A 19,447-nucleotide genomic window follows, 5' to 3' on the forward strand; every position below is an offset into this window, starting at 1 on the left:
TTGCGCTGGCGCTCGCGACCCTGCCCGGACCTCGTCTCACGGTCCTCGGAGGTGTCGGGGCCGTTCTTCTGGGGGGTGCTGGATGTCTTGGTCACGCTGCTCGCGGAGGTAGTGGAGTCGGTGCCGTCCGCCGACCGGGGCTGGTCACCGGACTCGTCTCCGCGCCTGCGGGACGAACGGCGGCTGCGGGACGGCTTGTCGCCCCGCCCACCCTGGGATTCGGCCACGGCCTGGCCCGACGGCCGCTCACCCGCACTCGTTCGTGCGGTGTCGCCGTTGTCCGACGTAGCGGAGGTCATGGTCTTGGCTTGGCCGTCGGTTGCCTCGACCTTACCGGCCGCGGGCTCCGCATCGGCCTTCTTCGCGGATTTGGCCTTCGTGGGCGCGGCGACGGGGCCGCCCTGCTTGGCCTCGATCGCGGCGATGACGTCGCTCTTACGCATGCGCCCCGCACCGGTGATGCCCATGCTCGACGCGAGCTTTTGCAGCTCGGGGAGCTTCTGGGCGGCGAGCCCGGTCCCGCGCGTGGCCGCTCGGGACCGCGACGACGCCGACGCTCCCGAGGGGGCGGCGTCGCCGGCCTCCGCTCCGGAGGCGCCGGTGGTGGCTTGACTGTCGACCGCCGCGTCCGTGTGGAGTTCGGTGGTGTCGCTCACTAAGGGTCCTTCCCAAGGAGCGGGCCTCGGCCGTCAGCTGGTGCTTGGGCGGCCGGCCCGGTGGTGCTATCCGGCAGGGGCCGGGTAGGGCTTGCCCCACGTGGATGCTGGAAACCGGCGGATGACGGTCCCCTACCCAATCGCGGCGGGCTCTGGGTACAGCCAGACGTCGGGGCGGATGGCTCGGTGGTGATGCCCGTCAGCCGTGGTGGCACGCTCATCCGAGGAGGAGGTGCTGACTTTGGTGACGTGGGCACAGTCGCGGGGAAACCGCTGACTCGACACAGTGGCCGCCGCCTCCGAACGATCGTCAGATCCGACCGTCGGAGTATGGTTCGCGGAAGCCGCTGTGGCGGATGAGCACTCGCCCCGCAACGGGGCATCTGGTGCTTCACCTAGCCTAACATCACCAGAGGCCACGGCTATTCCTCAACACAGGTGCTACGGATGGGGAGTGGGGTCCGCACCCCCGCCGGCTCGACGCGCAGGGGGCGTATGTCCCAATCATTACCCGCCCGCCGACTGATCGAATCAATCTGGTGGGCGATTTCCGGCGATTCCTCGCGCGCCTCGCCCTCCGAAACGGCGCACAGGACGAGCACCGTCGGCCCCGCGCCGGAGACCACGGCGGGCAGCCCATCGCGTTCACGCAGGTCACGGATGAGTTCGAGGGTACGCGGCATCGCCGGTTCCCGATAGGACTCGTGTAGCCGATCCTCGGTGGCCGCGTACAGGGTTTCGGGGTGGCCACAAACGGCCGCCGTCATGAGCGCGGAACGTCCCGCGTTGAAGGACGCGTCGGCGTGCGTGACGCGTTCCGGGAGCAGTCCGCGCGCGCGTTCCGTGGACAGCCGCCACGAGGGAACGCACAGAACGGGCAGGATCCGGGCGTCCGGAGCGAGGGAGACCGCGCCCCACCCCTCGTGGCCGCGGTAGGCGACGGTGTAGCCGCCGTACACGCAGGGGGCCACGTTGTCCGGATGGCCCTCGATATCCGCGGCGATCCGGTAGATCCAGTCCCGGTCCGGGCCCCCGCCCGGACCGGTCCGGCCCAGCAGGGCGGACGCCGCGGCGACGCCGCCGACGATCGCTGAGGAGGAGGAACCGAGCCCGCGTGCGTGCGGGACGTTGTTGACACAGGTCAGGTCGATCCCGGGTAGTTTCTCACCGGCCCGGTCGAAGGCTTCGCGCATGGCGCGCACCACGAGATGGCGCTCGTCGAGGGGAACCTCCCCCGCACCCTCGCCGGTGACCTCGACGTTGATCCGGTCATCGTCGCGCAAGGCGGCGTCGAACCGGTTGTACAGGCGTACGGCGAGGCCGAGGGCGTCGAAGCCCGGGCCGAGATTGGCGCTGGTGGCCGGCGCGTGGACGGTCACCCGTGCGGGGCGCGGTGGGATCATCGTGGTTCCTTCTGAGGGGGATTCCCCGGGGCGTCAGACGAGTCCGAGCGCCTCGGCGGCGGCCCGGGCGTCCACCGGGACGGTCGTGGCGGAGGCGGCTCCGGCCAGGGCCCAGTCGGGGTCCTTGAGGCCGTTGCCGGTGACGGTGCACACCACGCGGCTGCCGCGCGGCACCCGCCCGGCCTGGGCGGCCTTGAGGAGACCGGCGACGCTGGCGGCGGAGGCGAGTTCGACGAACACGCCCTCCTCCGCGGCGAGCAGCTTGTAGGCGGCCATGATCTCGCGGTCGGTCACCTTGTCGATGAGGCCGCCGGACTCGTCGCGGGCCTGCTCGGCGAGCTTCCAGGAGGCGGGGTTGCCGATACGGATCGCCGTGGCGATGGTGCTCGGGCTGGTGACGGGCGCGCCGTCGACGATCGGAGCGGACCCGCTGGCCTGGAAACCGAACATGCGCGGGCGCCGGGTGGAGACCCCGTCCTCGGCGTACTCGGTGTAGCCCATCCAGTAGGCGCTGATGTTGCCCGCGTTGCCCACGGGGATGCAGTGGATGTCGGGCGCGTCACCGAGGGCGTCGACGATCTCGAAGGCGGCGGTCTTCTGCCCCTGGAGACGGTAGGGATTGACCGAGTTCACCAGGGCGACCGGGTAGTCGACGCTGAGCTTGCGCGCCAGTTCGAGGCAGTCGTCGAAGTTGCCGTCCACCTGGAGCAGGCGGGCGCCGTGGACGAGGGCCTGGGCGAGCTTGCCCATGGCGATCTTGCCCTGTGGCACGAGCACGGCGCAGGTCATGCCCGCGCGGATGGCGTAGGCGGCGGCGCTGGCGCTGGTGTTGCCGGTGGAGGCGCAGATCACGGCCTTGGCGCCCTCCTCGGCGGCCTTGGTGATGGCCATGGTCATACCGCGGTCCTTGAAGGAACCGGTGGGGTTGAGGCCCTCCACCTTGAGGTGGACGTCGCAGCCCGTCAGCTCGGACACACGCGTGGCCGGGAGCAGGGGCGTGCCACCCTCCTGAAGGGTGACGACGGGGGTGTTCTCGTTGACGGGGAGGCGGTCGCGGTACTCCTCGACGACCCCTCGCCACGCCCGTGCCATGCTCACGACTGTTCCCTTTCGGGTGGATGCGGCTTCGCTTGACGCGCAGATGGACTCGGCGGGGCGTTCACCGTCGCGGTGCCGCCGCCACCAGCTACGAGTCTATGACCCCACCCGGAGTATCTCGAATCGCGGTCGGATATCTCACCATGCGGACCAGCGGGTACGCCTCACCGGCCCTGGGCCGTGTTCGTTTCGGGCCTCCGCTCCGCTTCGGACCGCCCGTCGCCCTCCACCACCCCCAACGGACGCCTGCGGCGCGGTCCCATCCATAACCACCCCGCCGGCGCCCGAACGATAACCCCCTCGGGTGACCGTTCGGGACCGGGCACGGAGCGGTGTCAGTCGGCGAAGGTCTCCACACGCATCACACTGGCCACCTCGCGCACCAGCTCGTGGCCGCGCAGGCGCTCCACGGTGCTGCTGAGCGCGGAGTCGGGGGCCGGGTGGCTGACCAGGACCAGCTGGGCGTCCTCGCCGCTGCCCTCCTGGCGCACGTTCTTGATCGAGACCCCGTGGTCGGCGAAGACCTCGGCGACCTTCGACAGGACACCCGGCCGGTCCGCGACGTCCAGGGAGACGTGGTAGCTGGTGATCGTGTGGCCCATGTCATGCACGGGGAGCCCTGTGTCGTGCGCTCCCTCGGCCACGCTGGTGTGGGCGAGACGGTTGCGCGCCACGGCGACCAGATCGCCGAGCACGGCGCTGGCGGTGGGCGTGCCCCCGGCACCCGCGCCGTAGAACATGAGCCTTCCGGCGGACTCGGCCTCGACGAACACCGCGTTGTAGGCCTCCTTGACGCTCGCCAGCGGGTGCTCGACCGGGAGCATCACCGGGTGGACGCGCACGCCCACGGACCCCCCGTCCTCCGAGCGCTGGCAGATCGCCAGGAGTTTGACGACGCAACCCATGGCTCGCGCGCTGGCGATGTCGGCGGCCGACACGGCCGTGATGCCCTCGCGGTGGACGTCGGCGGCGGTGACCCGCTGGGTGTGGAAGGCCAGGCGGGCCAGGATCGCGGCCTTGGCCGCGGCGTCGAAGCCCTCGACGTCGGCGGTCGGGTCGGCCTCCGCGTAGCCCAGGGCCTGGGCCTCCTCCAGCGACTCGGTGAACCCGGCACCCAGGGAGTCCATCCGATCGAGGATGTAGTTCGTGGTGCCGTTGACGATGCCGAGCACCCGGTTGACCCGGTCCCCCGCCAGGGAGTCGCGCAGCGGACGCAGCAGCGGGATCGCCCCGGCCACGGCGGCCTCGTAGTACAGGTCCACACCGGCGTCGCGGGCGGCCGTGTGCAGCGTCTGACCGTCCTCGGCCAGTAGCGCCTTGTTGGCCGTCACCACGGACTTGCCCGCCTTGACCGCCGCGAGGATGAGCGAGCGCGCCGGTTCGATCCCGCCGATCACCTCCACGACGAGGTCGATGTCGGGCCGGGTGACCAGTGCCGTGGCGTCGGTGGTCAGCAGCGCCGGATCGACACCGCGGTCCCGGTCCATGCGCCGGACCGCGATGCCGCCGACCTCGATCCGCGTGCCCACACGCGCGGCCAGCTCGTCGGACTGCTCCTCGATCAGGCGGACGACTTCCGCGCCCACAACGCCGCATCCGAGCAGCGCCACCTTCATCGCCATTTGGGCGTGACTCCCACTTCTCTCGTGTCCTACCGTCGCGCGGCCGCGCCGCGTCGGCGGCCGGTTCAGCCTACGTCGAGGCGGAGGAGGTCCTCCTCGGTCTCCCTGCGTACGATGACCCTCGCCTTCCCGTCCCGGACCGCGACCATGGCGGGTCGGGGCAGGTGGTTGTAGTTGCTCGCCATGGAGTAGCAGTAGGCGCCGGTGGCGGCGACCGCCACCAGGTCGCCCGGCCTGAGGTCGGCGGGCAGGTAGAGGTCGTGCACGATGATGTCGCCGCTCTCGCAGTGCTTGCCCACCAGGCGGGAGAGCATCGGTTCGGCGTCGCTCTCGCGGGACACCAGTTGGCTGGTGTACTCGGAACCGTAGAGGGCGGTGCGGATGTTGTCGCTCATACCGCCGTCGACGCTCACGTAGGTGCGGATGCCCTCGACGTCCTTGACGGTACCGACCTCGTAGACGGTGATCCCGGCGGGACCCGCGATGGCGCGGCCCGGTTCGACCGCGATGCGGGGCACGGGCAGCCCGGCCTCCTCGCACTCGCGGCGCACGATCGCGGTGAGGCTCTCGGCGATGCTCTTGGGGTCGAGCGGGTCGTCCCCGGAGGTGTAGGCGATGCCGAGGCCACCGCCGAGGTCGAGTTCGGCGAGGGTGACGCCCAGGTCCTGGTGGACTCCGGTGAGGAAGCGGGTGAGGCGGCGGGCCGCGACCTCGAAGCCGGAGGTGTCGAAGATCTGCGAGCCGATGTGTGAGTGCAGGCCGACCAGTTCCAGGTGGGGCGCGTCGAGCACGCGGCGGACGGCCTCGGCGGCGGCTCCGGTGCTCAGCGCGAAGCCGAACTTCTGGTCGTCGTGCGCGGTGGCGACGAACTCGTGGGTGTGGGCCTCGACGCCGGTGGTGACGCGGATGAGGACCTTGGGACGGCGGTCGAACTCGGCGGCGACGGCCTCCAGGCGCTCGATCTCGTCGAGGGAGTCGATGATGACGCGGCCGACCCCGACCTCGACGGCGCGGCGCAGCTCCGCGGTCGACTTGTTGTTGCCGTGCATGCCCACCCGTTCGGCGGGGACACCCGCGGCCAGGGCGACGGCGAGCTCGCCCCCGGAGCACACGTCGAGCTTGAGGCCCTCCTCGACCACCCAGCGCGCGACGGCCTTGGTCAGCAGGGCCTTGCCCGCGTAGTAGACGTCGGCGTCGGTGAAGGCGTTGCGGTAGTCGCGGGCGCGGCCCCGGAAGTCCTCCTCGTCCACGACGAAGAGGGGGGTGCCGTACGTCTCGGCGAGTTCTCGCACACCGACGCCGCCGACGGCGACCTCGCCGTCCGCGCGCCGCGCGGTGGCGGGCCACACCCGGGGGTCGAGGCCGATGAGGTCCTCGGGCGGCATCGGCGGGTTGTCCTCCGGCAGGATCTCCGCGTGGCGTGATCCGGCGGGGTGGGCGTAGCGGCTCATGATGGGCTTTCGGCTGGGATGCGGCTGTACTGGCGGTGGAGGCCCCCACCTATTGTCCACTTACCCGGTAGGGACAAAGGAATTGGGGCGGCCCGTCGGGCGGGGCGGGATGTCTACAGCCTTGTGGGCGCCGACACCCCGAGCAGGAAGAGCCCGGTGCGCAGGACTCCGGCGACGGCGGCTGGCAGCGCCGGGTCCGCGGCGGCCCCCTCCGCCCCCTCGGGATCGGCTGTGGGGCACGTTCGCCACTCATCGTAGGCACTGGCCAGTGCCTCCAGGTATCTGACCAGGATATGGGGTTCCTCTCGGCGCGCCGCCGTGTCCACCGAGCTGGCGCCGTCGAAGAGGAGGCCGCGCACCCTGGCGGCGTGCCGTGGGCAGCCCACGAGGGGGGGAGCTCCCTCCCGTGCCCAGCGGGCCCGGCTGAGCGCGTGGGCGTGGGCGTAGCGCAGGCGGAAGGCGGGGTTGGCGTCGGTGAGACGGGCCCAGGCCCCCGGACGGTCCGCTGAGGGGAGCACGGGCAGGTCGCGGCCGGTCGTCTCGGCCTCCTTGGGGCGCTCGGGGATCGAGCGGCAGAAGGCGACACGCGCACTGGCCTCGCCGATGGCGCCGAGGACCCGCGCGGCGGGGGTGATCGGCTCCGCGCTGCCTCCGTCCAGGTAGGGGTCGCGCCAGGAGACCTCGGCGTCGCCGGGTCCCGGCGGAGGGGGCTCCCCCCCGACCGCGAGGGTCAGCCGTTTGCGGGCGTCCGCCCTGGCCAGGCGCCGCGCCTGGGCCACGGGAACCGCGTCGTGCAGCGGCGTGTCCGGCCACTCCCCGGTGCCGTCCCAGGCACGGCCGGTGAGGAACCGGGGGCCGTCGGCGGCCGCGGCCAGTAGGTCGCGGGACTGCTCGTGGGTGAACACGACGTTGACGAACCCGCGCGCGTCGGTGAACGTCCGGGCGAAGTCGACCAGGCCCTCGTCGCGCATGAGGGGGAGCTGGGCGGCGACGCGTCCGGCGACCGTCAGCGGCCGGGAGCGCCGTGCCCCGTCGTCGACCAGGCGCATGAGTCGGAGCGGCAGCGCGCTCGCCGCGTCAGCGCCCTCGTCGGCGTGGTCGTTGCGCGGCCACACGAGGGGGACGGCGTCGGGGGCCAGGTCGAAGGCGCGGACCGCGGCCCGGCGCAGGGCGGTTTCCAGGGTCCAGGGGGTCACGCGTCGTCCCCGTCGACGAGGCCCCGGATGACGTCGACCAGGTCGTCGGGGTCGAAGGGCTTGGTGACGTAGGCGTCCACGCCGATCCGTTCCCCGCGTCGGTGGTCGTCCCCTTGGGCGCGGGCGGTGACCAGGACGAGCTTGCAGTCCCGGGTGCGCGCGTCGGCGCGCAGGGACTCGGCCGCCGCCCAGCCGTCCAGGCGGGGCATCATGACGTCGAGCGTGACGACGTGCGGATCGATGTGCCCGGCGCGGTCGAGGCAGTCCTGCCCGTCGACCGCGGTGAAGACCTCGAACCCCTCCAGTTCGAGGTTCAGTCGGATCAGTTCCCGGATCACCTCGTCGTCCTCGACGACGAGAACCCGTGCGGGTAGGGCGTTCACGGGCGCGACACTACCGCTGTGGGGGGACGGGGCACCACTGGATTGCCGGGATCGGCGCGGCTCGGGGGAGCGCGCGCATTCGATTGGACGAACCGCGCGGAGCCCCTGCTACAGTTGTTCACGCAGCGCGCCCCCTTAGCTCAGGGGATAGAGCAACGGCCTCCGGAGCCGTGTGCGCAGGTTCGAATCCTGCAGGGGGCACTTCACGCGGACCAGCACCACACAGCTGGCGAACCGCGCGCAGACGTGAGGAGAGGGCCGGACTCAGTGCCACTGAGTCCGGCCCTCCGTCGTCGACCGCTGGTCGCGCGTGAGCAATGCGTGGGCCCCCGGGCGATCCGGTCGTCGTCCTCCTCCGGGTCGGCGTCCGCGACCCGTCGCCTTGGCGATCCTGCGGTCGTTCGGCCCTTCCCGACCTTCGACGCGGCCCGCGGAACACGCGCTGGGCCCCGCGACACGTGTCGCGGGGCCCAGCGCGTTCCGGATCAGCGGCGCGGACGGCGGCGTCCGCGCGGGGCCCGGCCACGGCTGCGCTCCCGGGGAGCGGAGGACCGCACGGTGACCGGCTCTCCCGAGGGCTCGCGCGCCCCGGTCACCTCGGCGGCCACGGGGTCCCCGGTGGCCGCCGCCAGGGTGCGCGGCTCGATCCGGGCCAGACCCATCATCCGGGTCATGTCGCGCCGCTGCCTGGGCAGTACGAGCGTGACCACGTTGCCGGACTCCCCAGCCCGGGCGGTGCGCCCTCCCCGGTGCAGGTAGTCCTTGTGGTCGGTGGGCGGGTCGATGTTGACCACCAGGTCCAGGCCGTCCACGTGGATGCCGCGCGCCGCCACGTTGGTCGCGATCAGCGCCGTGACGTCGCCCCTCTTGAACTGGTCGAGGGTGCGGGTCCGCTGTGGCTGGCTGCGGCCGCCGTGCAGGGGAGCGGCGAGGACCCCGTTGGCGAGCAGGTGCTCGGCCATCCGGTCCACCGCGCGCTTGGTGTCGAGGAACATGATCACGCGGCCCTCGCGGGCCGCGATCCGGGTCGCGACGTCCTGCTTGGTCGCCGACGACACGTACATGACGTGGTGTTCCATGGTGGAGACGGCGCCCTCGGACAGATCGACCGAGTGAACCACCGGGTCGTCGAGGAAACGACGGACCAGGGTGTCCACGTTGCGGTCCAGGGTGGCCGAGAACAGCATGCGCCGTCCGTCGGCCGGGACCTGTTGGAGGATCGCGGTGACCTGCGGCATGAAACCCATGTCGGTCATCTGGTCGGCCTCGTCCAGGACGGCTGACTCCACCCGGTCCAGGACGCAGTCGCCGCGCTCCATCAGGTCGCGCAGCCGTCCCGGTGTGGCCACGACCAGGTGGACTCCCCGGCGCAGGGCGCCGGCCTGGCGGTGGATCGGCATACCGCCCACGACGGTGGTGGTACGCACTCCCACCGACCGCGCGTAGGGCTCCAGGGAGTCGGCGACCTGCTGGGCCAGCTCACGGGTCGGTGCGAGCACGACGGCCAGGGGCCGTCGGGGCTCCGCGGCGCGCCCGTCGAGCCGGGCGAGCAGGGCCAGTCCGAAGGCCAGGGTCTTACCCGACCCGGTCCGGCTGCGGCCCAGCACGTCACGCCCGGCCAGGGAGTTCGGCAGCGTCGCCGCCTGGATCTCGGAAGGGGTGGTCAGGCCCTGTCGGGCCAGGGTCCGCTTCAACGGTGCGGGCATGTCCAGCGCTTCGAAGGACTCCGCCGGCGGCAGCGCCGGGGTGACGGTGACGGGGAGCGCGAACTCCCCGGAGGGGCCGGCGCCGCCACGCGCGCGGCCGCCGCCGTGGGGGCGCCGTCCGCCGTTTCCCCGCGTGGGGCGGCTGCGGCTCATACCGGTGCGGTAGGGATGACTCATGTGTGGCCTTTCGCCGACGGCGTTCGCCGGGCGGGAGGCCTCGCGGCCTCGCAGGGGGAAACCGGGGACGCCGGATGAATGAGAATGATGTCCGCGCCCGCCCGGAGAGTTCCGGGGCGCGGAGCGGCCGGCGCGGTCGGAGAACGACGGCGGGAAATCCGGCGGACAAAGAAAAGCGGTGGGGTCCTGCGCCCGTAGGGCGGACCCCACCGCTGGAGGAGCGTCGGCTCCCCTAGATCAGGGTGATGTTCTCGGCCTGGGGGCCCTTGGACCCGGCGACGGCGTCGAACTGCACGGCCTGGCCCTCGACCAGCTCACGGTAGCCCGTGGCCTGGATGCTCGAGTAGTGGGCGAAGGCGTCGGGGCCGCCGCCGTCCTGCTGGATGAAGCCAAAGCCCTTGTCGCTGTTGAACCACTTGACCGTACCGGTCGCCATGATGGCACCTCTCGTCGAAAATGAAGAAAACCGCAGATGACGATTTCCCCGTCACCGCGGCGATCTCCCGAGGAGGCGTGCATCCATCGGGCTCACTACTGCAACTCCTTAGAACCTAACACACGAAGACCTCCCTGTCTCGGAAAATCGATGTGTCGAAGGGCACCGGCGTGTGTGGTATCGAAACGAGGGAAAAATATGTCGGGATCCGGTTCTCCGTGGCGTGTCCCGCGTTTTTCGGAGTCGGATTCCCGGTTCTCGGCCCACGGACTCGGGCCCGTGCCCGGCCCGGGGCGCGCTCGTCGACGGCACCCCGGCAGAGCCGGAACATCAGTGTTCGGGCCCCGATCCCCTCAGCGATCCGCCCACGACCAGGGCTTCCGCGAGGGTCTGGTGGGTTGGAAGGAAGGCGTGCATACCCGTGATGTCCAAGACCCTTCGGGTCTGGGGCCCGGGCGCGGCCAACCTGAGGTCGATGCCCAACCGGTCGGCCTGAGCCTGCGCTACCACCAGGAGAGCGATGCCGGCCGCGCCGAAGAAGGTGACGGCGGACAAGTCCACGGCCACCAGGCCCGTTCCGGGACGGAGAGCCTCCAGGAGCCGCTTCTGGAGCCGCGGGACGGTGTACAGGTCCACCTCGCCCGACAGCCTGACGACCATGGAGACCGGTGCGGGGCCCCGTGGCCGATGGGTCCGCCTCCGGGCCCGGGGCACGCCGGTTCCGTGTCCGCCCGCGGGGTGGAGGATGCCTCCCTCGGATTCCCAATCCGTCTCGGCGGGGGACAGAGGTGGACGCAGGGACGCGCTCGCGGTGGCCATGATCTCTGAGGCCTGATCGGTGTTCGTCGCCCGCGAGGCGACCTCCATGGCCGAGCGGGCCACGAAATCGTCCACACCGGGAGGCACCACGAGCAGTCTCGTGTGCGCCCCGTTGCTCCCGACGGCGATCAGCAGGTCGAAGGGGGCAAGGGGGGACCAGGAGAGCCTGATCGCGCGCCCGGCGACCTCCAGGAGACCGGGACGCCGCTTCCAACCAGCCACTCCCAGATCGAGTGTTTGGACTGTTCCCCGGTACTCGTCCAGTGCCAGGACCAGCCCCGGCAACTCCGCGACGGGGTCCCCGGAGCGGGGCCACCAGCCTCCGTCGAGCACACTGCCGCGGCCCGGGACGGGATGCAGACGCAGCCGGGGAACCGATGGAGGCGTGGCGGAGGCTGCGGGCGGATGTGCGGTGAGGTGTGGCATGGGGCAACGCGTCCATAACTCCGGGAAGCCGTCTTCCGAACACACTTCCAGGCGGGAGGGGAGCGGATGGTCCGCCCGAGCCCTGTGCCTTCCGCACTCCCCCGGCACCGCGGTGCGGAGTGCCGACGGGCCCGAGAGCCGTCCTTGTCCCTTCTCACAGTAGGCCGACGAAGGTCATCACGAGGGCGCGGAAAGTGCAAAGCTCGGAGCCGATCCGAGTGGACTCGCGCACGGATGCGCGCGGCGTTCCGGTTGCCGGAGCCGCCGCCGAGGGCGGCCCCGGCGGTCGTCAGTGGCCTCGGTCGATCCACTCCTGGAGGTGCGGCGCCTCGGCGCCGATGGTGGTGGAGGGTCCGTGCCCGGTGTGCACCCGCGTGTCCGACGGCAGGGTCAGCAGACGGTCGCGGATGGAGGCGACGATGGTCGGGAAGTCGGAGTAGGACCGTCCCGTGGCCCCGGGCCCGCCCTGGAACAGGGTGTCACCGCTGAACAGCGCCCCCAGCGCGGGTGCGTACAGGCACACCGCGCCCGGCGCGTGGCCCGGTGTGTGCAGCACGGTCAGCTCCGTCCCCGCGACCTCGACGCTCTGCCCGTCCGCCAGCGCGCCGTCGGGTGCGCGGTCCGGGTGGGTCATGTCCCACAGCACCCGGTCGTCCGGATGCAGCAGGATGGGCGCGCCCGTGGCCTCGGCCACCTCCACGGCCGCGTTGACGTGGTCGTTGTGCGCGTGCGTGCACACCACGGCCACCACCCGGCGCCCGGCCACGGCCGCCAGGATGGGAGCGGCCTCGTGCGGGGCGTCCACCACGACGACCTCGTCGCCGTCGCCGATCAGCCAGACGTTGTTGTCCACCTCCCAGGACCCGCCGTCCAGGGTGAACACCCCGGAGGTGCTCAGGTGCTCCACTCGTGCGCCGCTCACAGCCGCACCACCGACCGCAGGACCTCGCCGCGCTCCATGCGCGCGAACGCCGCCTCGACGTCGCCCAGACCGATCTCCTCGGTGACGAACCCGTCCAGGTCCAGGCGGCCCTGCCGGTAGAGGTCGACGAGCATCGGGAAGTCGCGCGAGGGCAGGCAGTCGCCGTACCAGGAGGACTTCAGGGCGCCGCCGCGGCCGAACACGTCCAGCAGCGGAAGCTCCAGGCGCTTCTCCGGGGTGGGCACGCCGACCAGGACGACGGTGCCCGCCAGGTCACGGGCGTAGAAGGCCTGCTCGTAGGTCTCCGGCCGACCGACGGCGTCGATGACCACGTCGGCGCCGAACCCGCCGGTGAGCTCGCGGATCGCCGCCACCGGGTCGGTGTCACGGGCGTTGACGGTGTGCGTGGCGCCGAACCCGCGGGCCCAGTCGAGCTTGCGCTCCTCCAGGTCCACGGCGATGATCCGCGCGGCTCCGGCCAGGTGGGCCCCGACCACCGCCGCGCTGCCCACGCCGCCGCAGCCGATGACGGCCACCGAGTCGCCCCGGCCCACCCCTCCGGTGTTGATGGCGGCGCCGATGCCCGCCATGATCCCGCAACCGAGCAGCCCGGCCGCGGCCGGCGAGGCCTCGGGGTCCACCTTGGTGCACTGACCGGCGGCCACGAGGGTCTTCTCGGCGAAGGAACCGATGCCCAGGGCCGGGGAGAGCGCGGTGCCGTCTTCGAGGGTCATCGGCTGGGTGGCGTTGTGGGTGTCGAAGCAGTACTGGGGACGGCCCCGGCGGCAGGCACGGCAGTTCCCGCACACCGCCCGCCAGTTGAGGACCACGAAGTCACCGGGGGCGACCGAGGTGACGTCCGGACCGACGGACTCCACCACGCCCGCGGCCTCGTGGCCGAGAAGGAAGGGAAACTCGTCGTTGATGCCGCCCTCGCGGTAGTGCAGGTCGGTGTGGCACACCCCGCAGGCCTGGACGTCGACCACGGCCTCGCCGGGCCCGGGATCGGGGACGACGATCGTGGTCAGTTCGACGGGTTCCCCCTTGGCCCGGGAGATCACGCCGGATACTCGCTGCGACATGGGCAGACGCTCCCAACACGTGGCTCTTCGCGCGACGCGCCGGTGCGCGCCGCCTGGGGCATCACCATGCATCACCCGAGGTGAGCATGTCCAACATGTGAGATGTCTGGGATTCAGTGGCCCGATTCATGAATCGGGTGTTCGGTGCCCAGGAGGTCGAGGAAGGCCCGTGTGGCGATGGAGGGGCGGGCGTCCCGGGGCAGCGCCAGGCCCACCGCCCATCGGGTCCCGCCGGGCAGCGCCACGCTGCGCAGCCCCCCGGCCTGCGGTTTGTCCAGGACCGGCCGAGGCACCACCGCCACGCCCATGCCCCGGTGCACCAGGTCCAACAGGGTGTAGACGTCGTTGACCTGGAGCGCCACGCGCCGGGCGATCCCGAATTCGGCGAAGGCCCGGTCGGCGCAGTCGCGGGCGCCCCAGCCGGGGTGCAGGTCGACGTACTCCTCCCTGGCCAGACGACCCAGCACGTCGTCCTCGTCAAGGGGGTGGTCGGGGGCCGAGAGCAGCATCATCGGCTCCTCCGTGATGCGCAGGATCCGCACGCCCCCGCCTTCGTGCAGGGTGCCCGCCACCAGCGCGGTGTCCAGGTGCCCGGCACGGATCTGGGTGAGCAGCTCTTCGGTGGCCGCCTGCTGGAGGTTGAGGGTCACCTCGGGGTGCAGCGCACGGTAGCGGTGCAGCAGCGGAACCGCGTCGACCACGCCCATGCACTGTTCGGTGCCCAGCGACAACGTGCCCCGCACGCGCTGGTCGTCGGTGACCAGTTCCCGCAGCCCGTCGGCGGCGGCGAGGATCCGCTGGGCCTCGGCGAGGAGCAGCCGCCCGGTCGGAGTGGGCGTCACCCGCCGGGTGGTGCGCAGCAGCAGCTGGGTGTCCAGGTCGCGTTCGAGGGACCGGATCGACGCGGACAGGCCGGACTGGGTGATGCCGAGGCACTCGGCGGCGTGGGTGAAGTGCTGTTCCTCGCACACCGCGACGAAGTGCCGCAACTGTCGTAGTTCCACGCGCGCCAGACTACGGTCTCCGGGCGGTCGTGCGCGTGTCAGGACGAGTCACGCGCGCGGGCGGTCCTCCGCCTGTTCTCCTCGCGCAGTGCCCGCACGAGCTCGTCCTTGTCCATCTTCGAACGACCGGGGATGTCCAGCTGGCGCGCCCGCTCGTAGAGGTGCTCCTTCGTGGCGTTGGCGTCCACGCCCCCGGCGGTCGGGCGCGCCCTGCCCCGCTTCTTGGCCTCGGGGTTCTCCGCCTGGGCGTCCGACGGGCCCGACCTCTGTTTGGGGACCCATCGGTCACCGTGCTTCTCGAACTCGTGCTTGACCGCCGCGAACGCGACACGGTGGGCCCGTTCTCCCTCCCCGTACTGCTCCACGGCCGAGTCGTGCGCCTTGATCCACGTGCGCTGGGCCTTCCTCGACGACCGCCGCAGCGTGTCCGGGAGTTCGCTGGAACCGGGCATCGCGCCCACCCCCTCGTGTCGGGCGGTTTCCGGTCTACCGGTCGCCCTGCCCGAGGTCCGGGAGGGCAAACGTCGGTGACCGCCGGTTCCGGTCAGGAGACGCGGAGGCGTGGCGCGCCCCGCTCCGCGATCGGTCAGGCCAGGCCCAGCAGCCGTTCCACGCTCGGCCAGACCTCGTCCAGGAGGGCGGGGTCGTTGCGCACCCGGGCCAGCAGCACCGTGCCCTCGATCTGCGCGACCATCGACCTGGCCAGGGCGTCCGCTCCGGCCTCCCGTCCGACCAGCCCCGCCTCCCGCGCCGCACCGATCAGGCGGGCGACCATGCCGACCTGTTCGTCGAACACCTCGGCCAGACGCCGACGCACCTGCGGCTCCTGCCCGCTCAACTCCAGGGCGAGGTTGCCGTAGAGGCACCCGTGGATCGCGCCCGACTCGCTGTGGTCGGTGCGCTGTGTGCCGATCAGGCACTCGACCAGGGCGCGGAGCCGCTCGACGGGGCCGTCGGGTTCGGCCAGGGCCGCCTCCAGCACGCGGCGCTCCTCGGCCCAGTGCCCGTCGACCGTCTCGACGGTCAGGGCCTGTTTGGAGTCGAAGAAGTAGTAGAAACTGCCCTTCTTCACCCCGGCGTCGGCGCAGATCTCCGCGACGCCGAGGGCCGTGTAGCCACGTGTGCGCATGAGTCTGCGCGAGGAGTCCAGGATGCGTTCCCTCGCGTCGCTCGTCCGTCCCATGGGCCGAGGATATACGGCCGGTCAACTACTCGCGTGGGATCACAGCCCAGGCGTTGCAAAATAGTTGACCGGTCGTCTATGTTTGTCCCGTCATGGGCCGCCGAGCCCACCCGACCCAAGGGAGAGAAGTCCCCCATGCACGATGTCCGAGTCGCCGTCGCCTTCCACAGCGGCTATGGCCACACCGCACGCCAGGCCGAGGCGGTCGCCCGGGGAGCCGGGAACACGAGCGGCGCCCGTTCCTCACTGCACGACGTCACCGCCCCCGGCGACGCCCTGTGGTCCGCCCTCGACACCGCCGACGCGATCGTGTTCGGCAGCCCCACCTACATGGGCGCCACCTCCGCCGTCTTCCAGACGTTCGCCGAGGCCACCGCCCCCATCTGGCAGGAGCGCCGCTGGCAGGGCAAGCTCGCGGCCGGCTTCACCAACTCCGCCGGGATCAACGGCAACAAGGACACCGCGCTCAGCGCCCTCGCGGTGTTCGCCGCACAGCACGGCATGCTCTGGGTCCCGCTCGGCCTGGCCCCGGGCGGCGAGTACTCCAGCCAGGGCAGCGGCGACGACCTCAACCGGCTGGCGGGCTTCACCGGGGCCATGGCCCAGTCCCCCTCCGACCTGGGCCCCGACCAGGCTCCCCGCGACGCCGATCTGCGCACGGCCGAACACCTGGGCGCCCACGTCGCGCAGGTCGCCGTGCGGTTCGAGCGCGGGCGCGCGGCGGTGGCAGCCTGATGCCGGAGTCGAGCCACGGGACGAAGCCCGGAACCGCCCTCACGAGCGTTCTCGGCACCCGCTATCCCGTGATCCAAGGGCCGTTCGGCGGCGGGCTGTCCACAGCCGAACTCACCGTCGCCGTCTCCGAGGCCGGCGGCCTGGGGTCATACGGCGTGCACGCCATGGCCCCCGACCGGATCGGCCCCCTGGTGGACCGGATCCGCGCGGGCACCTCGGCGCCGTTCTCCGTCAACCTGTGGATCCCCCGCGCCGAGGAGGAGCGGCCCGTCCCCGACACGGCGACGCTGACCACGCACACCGACCGGCTCGCCGCCCACTACTCCGGGTTCGGGCTCACCCCGCCCGACCTGGACACCGTCAACGCCCGGGTGGACTTCGACGCCCAGGTGGACGCGGTCCTGGCGGCCCGCCCCCCGGTGATCAGCGTCGTGATGGGCCTGCCGCCCCAGCGGCTGGTCCAGGGCGCTCGGCGGATCGGCGCACCGATCGTCGGCACGGCCACCACGGTCGCCGAGGCCCGCGCGCTTCAGGAGGCCGGGTGTGACGTGGTCGTGGCCTCCGGCAGCGACGCGGGCGGACACCGCGGCTCGTTCCTGGCCCCCGTGCGCGAGTCGCTCGTCGGAACGTTCTCCCTGGTCCCCCAGGTGAGCGACGCGGTGACCGTGCCGGTGGTCGCGGCGGGCGGGATCGCCGACGGGCGCGGCGTCGCGGCCGCCCTGACCCTGGGCGCCGACGGCGTCCAGGTGGGGACCGGCTTCCTCCGGACCGAGGAATCGGGCGCGAGCCCGGTCCACCGGACCGCGCTGGCCTCGGAACGGGCGGAGACCACCGTGCTCACCCGGCTCTTCTCCGGACGCCCGGCCAGGGGGATCGCCAACGACCTGGTGCGCGCGATGGCCGACGCCGAGGACCGGGTCCCGCCCTATCCGGCGCAGAACAACCTCATGCTGCCGATCCGGACCAAGGCCGCGGAACTGGGACGTCCCGACCTGCTCAACCTGTGGTCCGGTCAGTCCGCCCTCCTCGCCTCCGGCGGTGCCGCCGGGGACTACCTGGCGGCGCTCGTGGCCGGCGCCGAGAAGGCGCTCGGCGCCCCGTTGTAGGCGCGGGGCATCCTCGGTGGGCGGGCACGGCCCCGTCGTGCCCGCCCGTGGCGGTTCACTCGTACTCCGTGCCGCCCTTGCGGGTGAGGTAGTCGTCGGAGACGAACTTGGCGATGGCGCGCCCGCCGAGGACCGGCGAGTACCGTTCGCGGGCGGGCCGGACCACCAGACCCTCGCGGATGTGCAGCGACTTCCCACTCCACGTCTCGGATCCGCGCGCCGCCGCCAGCAGCGCGGCCTCGTCGTACCCGCCCTCGAACAGCCGCGGCACGACGGGCAGCCCCACCGACTCCAGCAGCTCATGCAGCTCCGCGGCGTCCACCCAGGTGCGTGCCCCGCCGACGTCCACCGCGACGTCGAACACCGCGTACCCGGGACGCTCGCCGCGCGCGGTCTCCCCGTACCTCAGGTCCTGTACCCCGGAGCCGAACACCTCACCGAACACACCCACGCGGGCGGCTCCGAACCGCTCGGCGATCGCCCGTGCCGCTTTCGGCACGTCGTGGGTGACCACGGCCTTCCAGTACAGGTTCTCCTCCGTGCGGGCCAGCCCCTGCCGCTTGGAACCGAAGCCCTTGGACGAGACGAACTCCTCCCCGGTACCCGCGACCAGGGTGAACAGGCAGGCCGTCCCATGGATCTTCTCCGTGGCCACGACCGGCTCCCCCTCGGCGAAGGTGTCGGGGTAGCGCTTGACGTTCTCGATCTCGATCCAGGGCATGAGGTCCGCCGCGGGCACGAGTTCACCGCTCATGTGCACGGGGACCTCCGGCACCCACTTGGTGGCCCCGAGTTCCCCGGCGAAGTCGGTCCCCGCCTCGTGCGCGGCGGCCAGGTCGACGTGCGAGAGGCGTTCGGGCACGCACACGATGCCCTGGGAGAGCCGTCCGCGCAGCCGGATCGCCGTGACCCGGTTCTTCCGGGCGCCGGCCAGTCTGCCCGTCAGGCCGAGTTCCTCGATCAGGTCGTCCGGCAGCAGTGCGCCTTCGGGGATGTAGACGGCCCAGTCCCCGGTGCGGTACCTGCCCTTGGCGACGACCGCGTGGAACAGACCCACCTGCGCGAGCTCCAGCGCGTCCGCGTCGGGGTGCGGGTGGATCGTGAGCCGTTCGGCGGTGACCCGCAGGGTGGACATGGGACTCCTTCTTGACCGGGAAGCGCCCTCGGTCGGCGCTTCGAGGGGGTGGGTCCACTGTGGGGGCGGCCCGTGCGAGGCGGCAAAGGGTTTTCGGCCCGGTCTCAGACGCCGACGGCCCCATCCGCGCTCTCGCGCAACAAGTCGGCGTGCCCGTTGTGCCGCGCGTACTCGGCGACGAGTTTCACCAGGATCGCCCGGAGCTGGATGGGACCGCCCGAGCGCGGGGCCGCCGCCAGTTCGTCGAGGGTGGCGGCGCGGTCGACGATCTCCCTCGCCCGCTCCACCTCCCCGCGCCACACCGCGAACGCCTCGGCGGGGTCACCGTCCAGGTCGTCGAAGTCCTGGTCCGGATCGTCCTCGGAGTAGTGCAGCAGAGGCAGGTCCTCCCCCGCGAACTGGACACGCAGCCACCACCGCTCGACATCCGCCAGGTGGCGGACGAGGCCGTGCAGGCTCAGCGTCGAGGGGGCCGCGGCGCGGCCGGAGAGCTGGGCCGCGGTCAGCCCCGCGCACTTGGCCTCCAGGGTGGCGCGGTGCCAGTCGAGGTAGGCGGTGAGCACCTCGCGCTCGGTACCGGTTCGGGGGAGTTCGGGCCGGTCGGACCCCTGCCACTGGGGACTGAACGAGCGTGGCGGCTGCTGTGTCATGGCACCAGTGTCCGGCACCGTAGCGACATTCCACCGGAGGCGTGTGCCCGGCGGGGCCGCGCGGTGCTCACCTGTCCCCGGGGCGGTCCTCAGGCCGCGGGCCAGGAGCTACCGGTCATGTCATAGGCCAGGTGGAACCACACCTTGCGGATGCTCGGGTGCCCGTTGTCCCCCCAGGTGGTGGCGAAGCTGTCGACCAGGGCCAGGCCCCGGCCGCTCTCCGCCGTGAGCCGGTCCCCCACCATCGGCTCCGGGGG

At 72.0% G+C, this 19,447-nt stretch carries 19 protein-coding genes, 1 tRNA gene and 1 pseudogene; 3 read left to right on the forward strand and 18 right to left on the reverse strand.

Annotated features, from left to right (window positions below; all coding sequences use genetic code 11):
• The 7 genes from D471_RS35350 to D471_RS0120580 form a co-directional block, all read right to left on the reverse strand.
• Window positions 1-656 (reverse strand): Rho termination factor N-terminal domain-containing protein (locus D471_RS35350; RefSeq protein ID WP_040690487.1); only part of this gene is annotated, 656 nt, incomplete at its 3' end.
• 422 nt (window positions 657-1,078) lie between these two features.
• Window positions 1,079-2,059: a homoserine kinase gene (thrB, locus tag D471_RS0120555; protein ID WP_017600363.1), complete on the reverse strand. Its 981-nt coding sequence runs from the start codon at window positions 2,057-2,059 to the stop codon at window positions 1,079-1,081.
• Window positions 2,060-2,092: 33 nt separating this feature from the next.
• Window positions 2,093-3,151 (reverse strand): threonine synthase, encoded by a 1,059-nt coding sequence (gene thrC, locus D471_RS0120560; RefSeq protein WP_017600364.1) that lies wholly within the window; start codon window positions 3,149-3,151, stop codon window positions 2,093-2,095.
• Window positions 3,152-3,492: 341 nt separating this feature from the next.
• Window positions 3,493-4,779, reverse strand: a complete 1,287-nt coding sequence (locus D471_RS0120565; protein WP_017600365.1) for a homoserine dehydrogenase — start codon at window positions 4,777-4,779, stop codon at window positions 3,493-3,495.
• Window positions 4,780-4,844: 65 nt separating this feature from the next.
• A complete protein-coding gene (lysA, locus tag D471_RS0120570) occupies window positions 4,845-6,230 on the reverse strand; it encodes a diaminopimelate decarboxylase (RefSeq protein WP_017600366.1) in 1,386 nt (461 codons plus the stop codon).
• Window positions 6,231-6,343: 113 nt separating this feature from the next.
• The gene (locus D471_RS0120575) at window positions 6,344-7,426 is read right to left on the reverse strand and encodes a DALR anticodon-binding domain-containing protein (RefSeq protein WP_017600367.1); all 1,083 of its coding nucleotides are present in this window, start codon (window positions 7,424-7,426) and stop codon (window positions 6,344-6,346) included.
• On the reverse strand, window positions 7,423-7,809 hold the full coding sequence (locus D471_RS0120580) for a response regulator (protein ID WP_017600368.1): 387 nt from the start codon (window positions 7,807-7,809) through the stop codon (window positions 7,423-7,425). The genes D471_RS0120575 and D471_RS0120580 overlap by 4 nt, the downstream gene beginning before the upstream one ends.
• 129 nt (window positions 7,810-7,938) lie before the next feature.
• Here D471_RS0120580 and D471_RS0120585 point away from each other — a divergent pair.
• Window positions 7,939-8,010 (forward strand) — tRNA-Arg (locus D471_RS0120585).
• A gap of 284 nt (window positions 8,011-8,294) precedes the next feature.
• Here the strand turns inward: D471_RS0120585 and D471_RS0120590 are convergent.
• The 8 genes from D471_RS0120590 to D471_RS0120625 all read right to left on the reverse strand — a co-directional run bounded on the left by D471_RS0120590 (window position 8,295) and on the right by D471_RS0120625 (window position 15,564).
• Complete coding sequence (locus D471_RS0120590) at window positions 8,295-9,692, reverse strand: DEAD/DEAH box helicase (RefSeq protein WP_026127912.1); 1,398 nt, start codon at window positions 9,690-9,692, stop codon at window positions 8,295-8,297.
• Window positions 9,693-9,924: 232 nt separating this feature from the next.
• Entirely contained in the window at window positions 9,925-10,128 is a 204-nt protein-coding gene (locus D471_RS0120595) for a cold-shock protein (RefSeq protein WP_017600370.1), read from the reverse strand.
• 330 nt (window positions 10,129-10,458) lie between these two features.
• Window positions 10,459-11,373: an STAS domain-containing protein gene (locus D471_RS0120600; RefSeq protein WP_083924271.1), complete on the reverse strand. Its 915-nt coding sequence runs from the start codon at window positions 11,371-11,373 to the stop codon at window positions 10,459-10,461.
• A gap of 289 nt (window positions 11,374-11,662) precedes the next feature.
• Entirely contained in the window at window positions 11,663-12,295 is a 633-nt protein-coding gene (locus D471_RS0120605; protein ID WP_017600372.1) for an MBL fold metallo-hydrolase, read from the reverse strand.
• Window positions 12,292-13,377 (reverse strand): S-(hydroxymethyl)mycothiol dehydrogenase, encoded by a 1,086-nt coding sequence (locus D471_RS0120610; RefSeq protein WP_026127913.1) that lies wholly within the window; start codon window positions 13,375-13,377, stop codon window positions 12,292-12,294. The genes D471_RS0120605 and D471_RS0120610 overlap by 4 nt, the downstream gene beginning before the upstream one ends.
• A 113-nt stretch (window positions 13,378-13,490) precedes the next feature.
• Entirely contained in the window at window positions 13,491-14,381 is an 891-nt protein-coding gene (locus D471_RS0120615; RefSeq protein WP_040690488.1) for a LysR family transcriptional regulator, read from the reverse strand.
• A 38-nt stretch (window positions 14,382-14,419) separates the two neighbouring features.
• Window positions 14,420-14,833: a ChaB family protein gene (locus tag D471_RS0120620; protein WP_017600375.1), complete on the reverse strand. Its 414-nt coding sequence runs from the start codon at window positions 14,831-14,833 to the stop codon at window positions 14,420-14,422.
• Window positions 14,834-14,967: 134 nt separating this feature from the next.
• Window positions 14,968-15,564 (reverse strand): TetR/AcrR family transcriptional regulator, encoded by a 597-nt coding sequence (locus D471_RS0120625; protein ID WP_017600376.1) that lies wholly within the window; start codon window positions 15,562-15,564, stop codon window positions 14,968-14,970.
• A gap of 135 nt (window positions 15,565-15,699) precedes the next feature.
• On the opposite strand from D471_RS0120625, the gene D471_RS0120630 reads away from it, so the two are divergent.
• Both D471_RS0120630 and D471_RS0120635 read left to right on the forward strand, forming a co-directional pair.
• Window positions 15,700-16,299 (forward strand): flavodoxin family protein, encoded by a 600-nt coding sequence (locus D471_RS0120630; RefSeq protein WP_017600377.1) that lies wholly within the window; start codon window positions 15,700-15,702, stop codon window positions 16,297-16,299.
• Window positions 16,299-17,405, forward strand: a complete 1,107-nt coding sequence (locus D471_RS0120635; RefSeq protein ID WP_017600378.1) for an NAD(P)H-dependent flavin oxidoreductase — start codon at window positions 16,299-16,301, stop codon at window positions 17,403-17,405. Before D471_RS0120630 ends, D471_RS0120635 begins: the two co-directional genes overlap by 1 nt.
• Before the next feature lie 55 nt (window positions 17,406-17,460).
• Here the strand turns inward: D471_RS0120635 and D471_RS0120640 are convergent, their stop codons facing one another.
• The 3 genes and pseudogenes from D471_RS0120640 to D471_RS41945 all read right to left on the reverse strand — a co-directional run.
• Window positions 17,461-18,540, reverse strand: a complete 1,080-nt coding sequence (locus D471_RS0120640) for an RNA ligase (ATP) (RefSeq protein WP_017600379.1) — start codon at window positions 18,538-18,540, stop codon at window positions 17,461-17,463.
• Between the two features lie 104 nt (window positions 18,541-18,644).
• Complete coding sequence (locus tag D471_RS0120645) at window positions 18,645-19,190, reverse strand: DinB family protein (RefSeq protein ID WP_017600380.1); 546 nt, start codon at window positions 19,188-19,190, stop codon at window positions 18,645-18,647.
• Between the two features lie 89 nt (window positions 19,191-19,279).
• Window positions 19,280-19,447, reverse strand: a pseudogene (locus D471_RS41945) (ATP-binding protein); the annotation flags it as partial.

Origin of the sequence: Nocardiopsis lucentensis DSM 44048 (genome assembly GCF_000341125.1) — a bacterium.
GTDB lineage: Bacteria > Actinomycetota > Actinomycetes > Streptosporangiales > Streptosporangiaceae > Nocardiopsis > Nocardiopsis lucentensis.